The organism is Vibrio sp. 10N.222.46.A1, assembly GCF_041473595.1.
GTDB classification, from domain to species: Bacteria; Pseudomonadota; Gammaproteobacteria; order Enterobacterales; family Vibrionaceae; genus Vibrio; species Vibrio tasmaniensis_A.
This window is the reverse complement of sequence record NZ_JBFRSN010000562.1, coordinates 1-10,927: the sequence shown is the minus strand read 5'-3', so window position 1 is coordinate 10,927 and position 10,927 is coordinate 1. Positions and strand designations below refer to the sequence as shown.

8 protein-coding genes and 4 tRNA genes are annotated in these 10,927 nt (G+C 43.3%); all 12 read left to right on the top strand.

Annotated elements, in window-relative coordinates; genetic code table 11:
* On the top strand, positions 1 to 86 hold an 86-nt coding region (locus AB4496_RS16030; protein ID WP_372131348.1), incomplete at its 5' end, for a hypothetical protein.
* Positions 87 to 123: 37 nt separating this feature from the next.
* Positions 124 to 1,164 carry a UDP-3-O-(3-hydroxymyristoyl)glucosamine N-acyltransferase gene (lpxD, locus tag AB4496_RS16025; RefSeq protein ID WP_009847625.1) on the top strand — a complete coding sequence of 347 codons (1,041 nt, stop codon included), beginning with the start codon at positions 124 to 126 and terminating at the stop codon, positions 1,162 to 1,164.
* A 98-nt stretch (positions 1,165 to 1,262) separates the two neighbouring features.
* Positions 1,263 to 1,745 carry a glycosidase gene (locus tag AB4496_RS16020; protein WP_009847624.1) on the top strand — a complete coding sequence of 161 codons (483 nt, stop codon included), beginning with the start codon at positions 1,263 to 1,265 and terminating at the stop codon, positions 1,743 to 1,745.
* 261 nt (positions 1,746 to 2,006) lie between these two features.
* Positions 2,007 to 3,128 carry an ABC transporter ATP-binding protein gene (locus AB4496_RS16015; RefSeq protein ID WP_009847623.1) on the top strand — a complete coding sequence of 374 codons (1,122 nt, stop codon included), beginning with the start codon at positions 2,007 to 2,009 and terminating at the stop codon, positions 3,126 to 3,128.
* A gap of 363 nt (positions 3,129 to 3,491) precedes the next feature.
* Complete coding sequence (locus AB4496_RS16010; RefSeq protein ID WP_009847622.1) at positions 3,492 to 5,363, top strand: alpha-amylase family glycosyl hydrolase; 1,872 nt, start codon at positions 3,492 to 3,494, stop codon at positions 5,361 to 5,363.
* 250 nt (positions 5,364 to 5,613) lie between these two features.
* Positions 5,614 to 8,196, top strand: coding sequence for an alanine--tRNA ligase (gene alaS, locus AB4496_RS16005; protein ID WP_009847621.1), 2,583 nt, complete (start codon positions 5,614 to 5,616; stop codon positions 8,194 to 8,196).
* Positions 8,197 to 8,415: 219 nt separating this feature from the next.
* Positions 8,416 to 9,597 carry an aspartate kinase gene (locus AB4496_RS16000; RefSeq protein WP_009847620.1) on the top strand — a complete coding sequence of 394 codons (1,182 nt, stop codon included), beginning with the start codon at positions 8,416 to 8,418 and terminating at the stop codon, positions 9,595 to 9,597.
* Positions 9,598 to 9,689: 92 nt separating this feature from the next.
* On the top strand, positions 9,690 to 9,887 hold the full coding sequence (gene csrA, locus AB4496_RS15995; RefSeq protein WP_372131346.1) for a carbon storage regulator CsrA: 198 nt from the start codon (positions 9,690 to 9,692) through the stop codon (positions 9,885 to 9,887).
* A 474-nt stretch (positions 9,888 to 10,361) separates the two neighbouring features.
* Positions 10,362 to 10,454, top strand: a tRNA-Ser gene (locus AB4496_RS15990).
* Between the two features lie 46 nt (positions 10,455 to 10,500).
* Positions 10,501 to 10,577, top strand: a tRNA-Arg gene (locus AB4496_RS15985).
* Positions 10,578 to 10,621: 44 nt separating this feature from the next.
* Positions 10,622 to 10,714 (top strand) — tRNA-Ser (locus tag AB4496_RS15980).
* 84 nt (positions 10,715 to 10,798) lie between these two features.
* Positions 10,799 to 10,875: transfer RNA gene (locus tag AB4496_RS15975), tRNA-Arg, on the top strand.
* The last annotated feature ends 52 nt before the right edge of the window (positions 10,876 to 10,927 follow it).

The window sequence follows — 10,927 nt, the reverse complement described above, 5'->3', positions numbered from 1 at the left end:
ACACAGAGACCTTCTCTAAGCTGAAAGGCGAAGAGAAAACTGTAGAACAAGAAACAATGTACCTACAAGCGCTTTACCGCTTCTAAGTGGTATTAATCACAACTCAAATGACAGAGTAATATTATGATCAAAGTTTCAGATATCGCCCAAATCGTTGGTGGAAAAATTGAAGGTGATAACACGGTAGAAATATCGAAGATTCGCCCAGTTTCCAGCGTAGAAGAGGGCGGCTTAGCCATTGTCTTTGCTAAAGCCGATTTAAAAGGGCTATCTGAAACTTTGGCTGATGTCATTGTTGGGCCAGAAGCCGTTTTACAGACTAAAGCAAAAACAAAAATCGTGATTGAGAAGCTCGAAGCTGAGAAGCTCAATCAACTAATGCGTCATTATAAAGTTCAAAAATATCAATTATTTGATCAAGGGAATACATCAGATACTCCCGATGTTTATATCGGAAAGCATTGTCAAATAGGTGAAGGTTGCCATTTCATGCCCGGTGTTAAAATCATGAACGGTGTAACAATCGGCAATAACGTTGCAATTCATGCCAATACAGTCATCAAAGAAGGCACTGTGATTGGTAACAATGTCACCATTGACTCTAACAACTCCATTGGTAATTACAGCTTCGAATACATGACCGGGCACAACACCCGTTATGAACGCGTGGAAAGTGTGGGTCGAGTGATCATTGGTGATGAAGTTGAAATTGGCTGTAATAACACCATCGACAGAGGCACTTTAGGCGACACCGTTATTGGTCGTGGAACCAAAATAGATAACCTAGTGCAAATAGGGCATGACTGCAAAATAGGTCAGCATTGTTTACTGGTATCTCAGGCTGGTTTTGCGGGCCACACTACTTTGGAAGATCATGTCATTGTACATGGTCAAGCCGGTACCGCAGGGCATCTTACTATCGGGAAAAACTCCGTTATTAAAGCCAAATCAGGTGTGAGCCACTCTTTCCCTGCCAATAGTGATCTGTTCGGTTATCCGGCGAAAGATGCACGTTCTTATTATAAAAACTTAGCCGTATTGAACAAATTAACTCATCAAAAAAACAGTAACCCCCGTCCAAACTCTAAATCGTTAGAACTTGATACAGACAAAAGATCGGTGGTACCGAAAAAGAGCTTAATAGCGAGACTATTTCGTTTATAGGTTGCCGAAGCGAGAGCTTTAAAAAATTAAAGCCCTAACTCGCGATGACTAAAACGGAATAGAACCCTACATATATAAAAAATAATAAGGAAATGACAATGAAACGTACTCTACTTGTAGCCGCACTTTTATCTTCAGCGTTAATGGGCTGTGCGAGCACAGCTGACACGCCAGCAGCTGATCAAATGAAAGCAACAGGTCCTTTCGCCGATTGTAATCTCGCCACGGTGGAAGATCGCGGGCCAATTCGTCCTTCACTTTATGTTATAGGCACTTTCCCTGATGGTCAGTGGATCCACATGGAAAACCGTCAAATGTCGCATAAAGGCAAAGGTATTTACCAAGTGGTAAGCGAAGAAAAAGCGGGCAACGTAAGTTTGCAGTTCGCAACGATGGGCTGGTCTCCACAATTTACCGCAGCTGGCATGTCGATGACGGCAGGTTATGAGAAAGCACTAAAACGCGGTGGCTTTGCAAAAAACACAACCGTTAATATTCCAGAGGATGGCAAATATTTATGGAGTGTTGAAATTAACGAAGATAAGAAGCCAGTTCGTGCATTGGTTAAAGCGTGTAAATAAGCGATGTAGCCAACCGATGTAGCACCGACATAACCCACTCTATATCACCATTTATAACCACGCTGTATAACACCGTTTATAAACTCGTGGTTGACGCAGTGATACAGATGAAAGGTGCTCTGAATATCAGAGTACCTATGTTTTAAACATAAACCCTAAATGATTAACGTTTACGTCTTTTTAGCCAGTAACTTGAGAGCTCCAGTCACTGGCTAAAAAGATTTTTACCTATCAAGATTTAACCCGTATTCGGAGTTTCAAATGGCAACAGTTAACCTGCGTAAAGTAGAAAAACAGTACGATAATGGTTTTAAAGCCGTACACGGAATTGACTTAGATATTCACGAAGGTGAGTTCATGGTATTTGTTGGGCCGTCTGGTTGCGCCAAATCTACCACATTACGAATGATTGCTGGCTTAGAAGATATCTCAGCAGGGGAAGTGCGTATTGGCGATAGAGTGGTGAATGATTTAGCGCCTAAAGAGCGTGGTATTGCCATGGTATTCCAAAACTATGCGTTGTACCCACACAAAACGGTCTTCGATAATATGGCCTTTGGTTTGAAAATGCAAAAGCGACCAAAAGAAGAGATCAAACAACGCGTAGAAGATGCCGCTGAAAAACTAGAAATTACTGATCTCCTGTATCGTAAGCCTAAAGAAATGTCGGGTGGTCAGCGTCAGCGTGTCGCGGTGGGACGAGCCATTGTTCGTAAACCGGACGTATTCTTATTTGATGAGCCTCTATCCAACCTTGATGCCAAACTACGTGTTTCGATGCGTGTGAAAATCGCACAACTACACAAGTCTCTTAAAGATGAAGGTAACCCTGCGACCATGATTTATGTCACGCACGATCAAACGGAAGCTTTAACTTTAGGCGACCGAATTTGTGTATTAAATCAAGGTAACATTATGCAAGTGGACACGCCGACCAACTTGTACAACGCACCACAGAACAAGTTTGTGGCGGGTTTTATCGGCTCCCCAGCCATGAATTTAGTGAACACAACCCTACGCAAGTTAGGTGATGACATTTACGTGGAACTTGCCCCTAACGCCCAAATTATTATTCCTAAACGTTTGCAAGAAAAGCTTGTGGGTCATATTGATAAGCCCGTGTGTCTAGGCATTCGACCTGAACACATAAATATTGCCGCTGATGATGAGATGGTGAACGTACACCCTGGTGAGCTGACCGTGGTTGAAAACTTAGGGAATGAAAAATACCTGTATTTCAAATTGGGTGATAACGAAATTGTTGCGCGAGTGAATAACCAAAGCATAAGTACATCAGATATTGGCAGCCAAGTACGCTTTAATTTTGATTCTGCTTTTTGCCATATTTTTGATGGTGAAACCGAACAGAACCTGACGTTGTAAAATCAGGCCTTATTGGCATTAACTATCGTAGATGAATGGTTTCAATAGAACGTTCTAACACCTCACTTTAATAATATGCCCTAAGTATCTCACTTTGGCTTAAGGGCATAATAAAAATATAAATGAATCCTGAGAACTCATTCTCAAGATACTGTCACGCCTCAATTAAATAGAACTTATATAAGGAAGGTTTTATTCGTACAGCTGACTTCATCGCTTCTGACATTATTTAACGCGGCCGTAATGGTTGTATGGGAGGGAGGCTATATAGCATGCTCACGAAACACGACCTGATAGTTAAATCGCGTGACAAGAATATAAAACAATAACCTACACCAACATAACGTGAATAAAGGACGACACATGAAGAATAAGCTTATTGTGCTATCAGCATTACTGGCTTCCCTACCTGCTATGGCAGATTGGAACCAGGCCTATTTCCGTGGTACAGCCAATAACTGGCAAGCCGAATCTATGGTTAAAGTGAAAGCAAACCACTGGCAAATAGTGAAAAAATTTAATACCGGTGATGGAACGAACTCTCCTAGTTTTAAGGTTGATCGCTTTGGTGATTGGTCTGAAAACTACCCTCTATCAAATTTCTCAGTTGACCCTAATAAAACCTACGAAATTAATTTCTATGACGACACGAATAAAGTGGTGGTCCATGAAAAACTTCCCTTTGATATGCGTGATGAAACCATGTATTTCGTGTTTCTTGACCGTTTCTATGATGGCGATTCAGCCAATAATACAGCGACGGGTGCCGACATGTATTCGGCAGACAAATCGGATTTCAAAAAATACTTTGGTGGTGACTTAAAAGGTTTAACTGCAAAGCTAGATTACTTGCATGATATGGGGATCACGGCCATTTGGATAACGCCTCCAGCAGATAACATTAACGTGCCTGACAGTCGAGGCGGTGCGGGTTACCACGGCTACTGGGGACGTGACTTCTTTAAAGTTGACGAGCATCTAGGTACCGTTGCCGATTTTAAAGCATTAAAGACGAAAATGGATAGCTACGGCATGAAACTCGTGCTGGACTATGCGCCTAATCACTCTAACCCTGATGATGAAGGGGAATACGGTGTACTTTATAAAAAGGGTGTTCGAGTTACCGACTACAAAAATGATAATGCAGGGTATTACCATCATAATGGAGCGATCGCTGAAAACGGTAAAGATTGGGAATGGAACGACGCATGGGCGGTTCGTAATAAAACCTTGTTTAACTTAACCGATTTTGACCAACGTAAAGATGGCCCTGCGCGTCAGTACTTGATTGATGGCGCGAAATTCTGGGTTGATTTAGGTGTGGATGCGATTCGTATTGATGCGGTGAAACATATGGATAAAGAGTTTATCCAAGATTTTACTGGCCAAATAAACGCGTACGCGAAGAAAAGCCAAGGTAAAGATTTCTATTTCTTTGGTGAGTGGATGGATTCAGGTGCTGACGCAACAGGATCAAACTTTGCCTCTATCGATTTTGCCAATACATCAGGCTCTGCATTGCTTGATTTTGGTTTGAGAAACACCATCGAAAACGCCTTGCTACAACACAATGGAACTGGCATGTATGCCATTAATAACTACATGAAGCTGAGAGACCAAAAATTCACAAGCAGTGATTGGCAAGTGGTGTTCTTAGATAACCACGATGCGTCACGTATCTCTACCGTTTTACGCTCAGACGCGAAGAACTTTGGCGCAGGCAAAGACAAGTGGGGTGGTCGTCAAAGTGTTGCATTTGCACAAGACAGAGTGGAGTTGGGTTTAGCGCTTATTATGACCTCTCGTGGCATTCCATGTATTTACTATGGAACAGAGCACTACGCGGCTAACTTCACTACCAACAGTTTTGGCCAACAAGGTAATGACCCATACAACCGTGAAATGATGCCAAGCTTTGATAAAACGACCAATGCTTACAAGATGATTAAAAAGTTGAGTAAGTTACGTAAAGAAAGCTATGCGGTGCAGCAAGGTGATTATATTGAGCGCTGGATCAGCAATGATGTATTGGTATATGAACGTAACGCAGGCGATGACGTAGTTGTGGTTGCAATGAACCTCGGTCAAGGTACATCGGTTAACGCGGTGAATTTAGGATTGGCAAACGGAACTTACGATAGTGTATTAGGCACTGACCAAGTGGTTGTTTCTAATGGCAGCGGCACATTTAACCTAGACCAAAATGAAGTGGTTATCTTACGCACTAAGCATTAACCAGTAAGACAGACTCTTAATAACGGTTTACTGGTTTTCGATTGAGTTTCAACTGCTTAAGCCTCGTACATATTGTGCGAGGTTTTTTTTGTTTTTTCTTTGCTCGAGCTAGTGGAATATTCTTCATTTTATCGAATTCCAACTAAAATCCTGCCCAAGGGTGTCTTTTCTACAAGAAAACTAGTCGAAGCCTTAACCATGATCTACAATACGGCAAAATTCTAACTCGACTATTTTCAGGAAGAGCTGCATGTACATGAGCACTGATGAGGTTCGCAATGCGTTCCTTAAGTTCTTTGAGAGCAAAGAACACCAAATCGTAGACAGTTCATCGTTAGTTCCACATAACGATCCAACCCTGCTATTTACTAATGCAGGTATGAACCAATTCAAAGATTGCTTCTTAGGCGCCGAAAAACGTGCCTACACTCGAGCAACTACGGCTCAGCGTTGTGTACGTGCGGGTGGTAAACACAATGACCTTGAAAACGTAGGTTTCACGGCTCGTCACCACACATTCTTCGAAATGCTAGGTAACTTCAGCTTTGGTGATTACTTCAAAGAAGAAGCGATTGGGTTTGCTTGGGAATTCCTGACTGAAACACTAGGTCTGCCAAAAGATCGCCTGTTAGTAACGGTTTACGAGACAGATGACGAAGCATTCGAAATCTGGAACAAGAAAGTGGGCATCCCAGCTGACAAGATTGTTCGCATCGGCGACAAAGAAGGCGGCAAGAAGTTTGAATCTGATAACTTCTGGACAATGGGTGACACTGGTCCTTGTGGTCCATGTACTGAAATCTTCTACGATCACGGTGAGCACATCTGGGGCGGCCGTCCTGGTACACCTGAAGAAGATGGTGACCGTTTCATCGAGATCTGGAACAATGTATTCATGCAGTTCAACCGTCATGCTGACGGCACTATGGAACCGCTACCTAAGCCAGCTGTAGATACTGGTATGGGTATTGAGCGTATTTCTGCAATCATGCAGGGCGTTCACTCTAACTACGAAATTGATGTATTCCAAAAGCTAATCAAAGCGACAGCAGAAGTGGTAGGTCATGACGACCTATCTAACCAATCGCTGCGCGTTATTGCTGATCATATCCGTTCTTGTTCATTCCTAATCGCTGATGGCGTTATGCCTTCAAACGAAGGTCGTGGCTACGTTCTACGTCGTATTATTCGTCGTGCAGTTCGTCACGGTAACAAGATTGGTGCACAAGGCGTGTTCTTCCACAAGCTTGTAGGTGTACTGGCTGAAGTGATGGGTTCTGCTGCAGATGAACTTAAGAAACAGCAAGAGCTTGTTGAAAAAGTACTTCGCATTGAAGAAGAGAACTTTGGTCGCACGCTAGAGCGTGGCATGGTTATCCTTAACGACGCATTGGACGCACTTGAAGGCAAAGAGCTTGACGGTGAAACAGTCTTCAAACTTTACGATACATATGGCTTCCCAGCTGACCTTACTAACGATGTAGCTCGTGAACGCGACTTTACTATCGATGAAGAAGGCTTTGAGAAGGCGATGGAAGCACAGCGTAAGCGTGCACGTGAAGCGGGTCAGTTCGGTACTGATTACAACGCAACGATCAAAGTAGACACGAACACTGAGTTCTGTGGTTACACAGGTACTGAAGGTGCGGGTGAGATTTCTGCGTTATTCGTTGACGGCGAAGAAGTATCTTCACTATCGGCTGGCGACAAAGCAATCATCATCCTTGAAGAGACACCATTCTACGCTGAGTCAGGCGGTCAATGTGGTGACGCTGGTACGCTAAAAACAGCATCTGGTCTATTCAAAGTACAAGACACTCAGAAGCTAGGTAACGCATTTGCTCACCACGGTGAGCTAGTTGAAGGTGTATTTGCTCAAGGCGATAAAGTAGAAGCAACGGTTGACGCTGAGCGTCGTGCTGCTATCTCACTAAACCACTCAGCAACTCACTTACTTCACTCTGCACTACGCGAAGTTCTAGGTGAGCACGTTGCTCAAAAAGGTTCTTTAGTTAAGCCAGACAACCTACGTTTTGACTTCTCTAACCTTGAAGCGGTAACACCAGCACAGATTAAAGAAGTAGAGCGTCTAGTTAACGCACAAGTTCGTAAGAACCATGTGATTGAAACTAACATCATGGACATCGAGTCAGCGAAAGAAAAAGGTGCGATGGCACTGTTTGGCGAGAAGTACGATGATGAAGTTCGCGTTCTGTCTATGGGCGATTTCTCTACTGAGCTTTGTGGTGGTATCCACGCAAGCAACACGGGTGATATCGGTCTATTCAAGATCACTTCAGAAGGTGGTATCGCTGCGGGTATTCGTCGTATTGAAGCGGTAACGGGTGAAGCTGCTCTAGATGCAGTAGAAGCTCAGGCTAACGCTTACGAAGAGAAGCTTGCTGAATCAGCTAAGAAAGCGAAATCTCTAGAGAAAGAAATCCAACTGCTTAAAGAAAAGATGGCTGCAGCTGAAGGTGCAAACATCATGGGTAAAGTAGAAGAGATCTCTGGTACTAAGGTACTGGTTGCTGCCATTGAAGGTGCAGACAACAAGAACCTACGTACTATGGTTGATAACGCTAAAAACCAAGTAGGTAGCGGCATCATCCTGATCGCGAACGTAGCAGACGGTAAAGTTGGCCTGATTGCTGGCGTAACTAAAGACCTTATCGGCAAAGTTAAAGCGGGTGACCTCGTTAAGATGGTTGCTGAGCAAGTTGGTGGTAAAGGCGGCGGTCGTCCAGATATGGCTCAAGCGGGTGGTACTGACGTTGAAGCATTACCTGAAGCGCTTAAATCAGTACGTATTTGGCTTGAAGAGCGTCTTTAAGCTTAAGTAATTGATAACAAGATGCCCAATCAGATGATTGGGCATCTTTATTTTGACTAGTAGAAGAGTCTCTTAATCAGGTTTGATTGAGATTAACCAAGAAGTTTAATGGTTGCGTTAGACTCCTTGGTTAATTTTTTATTGCTTCGCTCTGACGCGGAGTATGTGTTTTTTTGTCATATATAGACATTGGTCTTGGGAAGGTGAGGACGGGTGAAAATGCCTCTTATCGTGCAGAAATTTGGTGGAACGTCGGTGGGTTCAATTGAACGAATCCATCATGTAGCAGAAAAAATCATTGAAGCGAAAAATGAAGGGAACCAGATCCTGGTTGTCGTTTCTGCTATGTCAGGTGAAACAAATCGGTTAGTTAACTTAGCTTCACAAGTTGATAGCGTACCAAACGCTAGAGAGTTGGATGTGCTGTTGACGGCCGGAGAACAAGTTTCCATGGCTTTGTTAGCGATGACGTTGCACAAGTTGGGTTATGAAGCGACATCGATGACTGGCTATCAAGCCAAAATACACACCGATTCTAATCATAATAATGCGACGATTGAGCGTATTGATACCGCTCCTATTAAAGCGCTGTTAGATGATGACCAGATTGTCATTGTTGCAGGTTTTCAAGGCGTTAATGCGAAAGGTGATATCACAACCTTAGGGCGAGGTGGTTCAGACACCACAGCCGTTGCGTTGGCGGGCGCCCTTCAAGCGAAAGAGTGTCAGATATATACCGATGTTGATGGCGTATATTCCTGCGATCCTAGAGTGGTTAAGCAATCTAAGAAATTAGATACCTTAGACTTTCCCTCTATGGAAGAAATGGCTCGCAGAGGCGCTAAGGTTTTACACCTTCCATGTGTTCAACATGCGTGGCGACATAATGTACCATTGAGAGTGCTTTCGAGCTTTGAAGAAGGCGAGGGAACTCTTATCGCGGGTAATGACTGTTTGAATGATATTGCTGGGATAGCTATTCAAAGAGATATGGTTCGCATCGAGTGTTTGAATCAAGATTTACCGTCTCTCATGTCGCATTGCCATTTATTAGGGATTGAAGTCTGTAGTGTGATCGAGGAAACAGAACGGGCAGCACTCATTATCAAACCGGACATTAGTGCTAAATTAAAACTAGTTTTTGACGAGAAAATCCGTAATAGTGAACAGGTTAGTTTGTTAACTGTGGTAGGAAGCCGAACACAAGAAATTGTGGTCAGTTCACATGGATTGTTGTCTGAAGGCGAAATTGATGTACAGCATCACTTATTGCAACAGCAGTCTTTAACTTTGGTGATATCACCAACGCAAGTCGATATGGCTGCTAACATATTACACAATGCATACATCGTAGCGCGTGAAACACAGGGTTATCCTAAAAAAGAAGTGCATTTTGGTTAAATAAACTCAATCGATAGTTTACGAAAATATAACTTTTGTTGGATAATGCTCGCGTAGCTAGATAAATTTAGAGATTACTCAAGGAGCAAAGAATGCTAATTTTGACTCGCCGCGTTGGCGAAACACTGATGATTGGTGACGAAGTAACAGTTACTGTACTAGGCGTTAAAGGTAACCAAGTACGTATTGGTGTTAACGCACCTAAAGAAGTATCTGTTCGCCGTGAAGAGATCTACATGCGCATTCAAGCTGAAAAAGGTAATGGTAACGTTGCACCTGGCAACTACTAATACTTTTGCGTAGAGAAGAGGCTAGCATTGTTGCTAGCCTTTTTTGATCTTGGGGGAATGGAAATACGCATGTGAACATCGATGGGGTGGTAGCGGGTTAGTCTTAACGCGGTGAAGTGAGAGCTTTATGGCGTTATGAAATACAAATAGGATCGATCATCGCTGTTACACGGTATTTTGTCTGCGCAAACTCAAGATTTGTTAGTTTCCCCTATGGCGCAAATTTGCATCCCGTAGTATTGTGCAAACAGCAGTGACACTTACTGCGAGATAAATTAGATAATTGTTTTCTGCTGTTTATTATTGCCAATCTTTCACCTTAATTTTTAAGGGAAAAAGCGCGATTTGAAGCTTATAAGTTCAATTTGCAAGCGCTTTGATTAAATAGCAAACGGTTGAGTGTTTTTGTCCAATTTTTTTCAATAAAGTGTTTGACATATTTTCGGTAAAACGTAATATGTGCCTCCGCAAGACGGTGAGGTGGCCGAGAGGCCGAAGGCGCTCCCCTGCTAAGGGAGTATGTGGTTTGTAGCCGCATCGAGGGTTCGAATCCCTCCCTCACCGCCATTTCTTGCACGTTTGAATTTGCAAGCAAACACAGAAGTAACAATGTGCGCCCTTAGCTCAGCTGGATAGAGTACCTGGCTACGAACCAGGCGGTCGGAGGTTCGAATCCTCCAGGGCGCACCATTCTCTTTACTCTTACTTGTAAGTGTTTCGAGAATAATGAATAAGGTGAGGTGGCCGAGTGGCCGAAGGCGCTCCCCTGCTAAGGGAGTATGTGGTTTGTAGCCGCATCGAGGGTTCGAATCCCTCCCTCACCGCCATTCATTATAGGCCTATGGCCTTTTTTTTGTTTCGTAGAAACAGAATGTGATATATTTCACAACTTCTTCTCTTGAAGATACCGTGCGCCCTTAGCTCAGCTGGATAGAGTACCTGGCTACGAACCAGGCGGTCGGAGGTTCGAATCCTCCAGGGCGCACCACTATTTTGGGTTTTCATTAATCCTGATGTTGAATGTTTAGTTTTAACTGCTT

What these genes read in the sequence shown, in the direction of transcription:
- lpxD (WP_009847625.1), top strand. Translation starts at nt 124, where the DNA reads ATGATCAAAGTTTCAGATATCGCCCAAATCGTTGGTGGAAAAATTGAA.
- AB4496_RS16020 (WP_009847624.1), top strand. Translation starts at nt 1,263, where the DNA reads ATGAAACGTACTCTACTTGTAGCCGCACTTTTATCTTCAGCGTTAATG.
- AB4496_RS16015 (WP_009847623.1), top strand. Translation starts at nt 2,007, where the DNA reads ATGGCAACAGTTAACCTGCGTAAAGTAGAAAAACAGTACGATAATGGT.
- AB4496_RS16010 (WP_009847622.1), top strand. Translation starts at nt 3,492, where the DNA reads ATGAAGAATAAGCTTATTGTGCTATCAGCATTACTGGCTTCCCTACCT.
- alaS (WP_009847621.1), top strand. Translation starts at nt 5,614, where the DNA reads ATGTACATGAGCACTGATGAGGTTCGCAATGCGTTCCTTAAGTTCTTT.
- AB4496_RS16000 (WP_009847620.1), top strand. Translation starts at nt 8,416, where the DNA reads ATGCCTCTTATCGTGCAGAAATTTGGTGGAACGTCGGTGGGTTCAATT.
- csrA (WP_372131346.1), top strand. Translation starts at nt 9,690, where the DNA reads ATGCTAATTTTGACTCGCCGCGTTGGCGAAACACTGATGATTGGTGAC.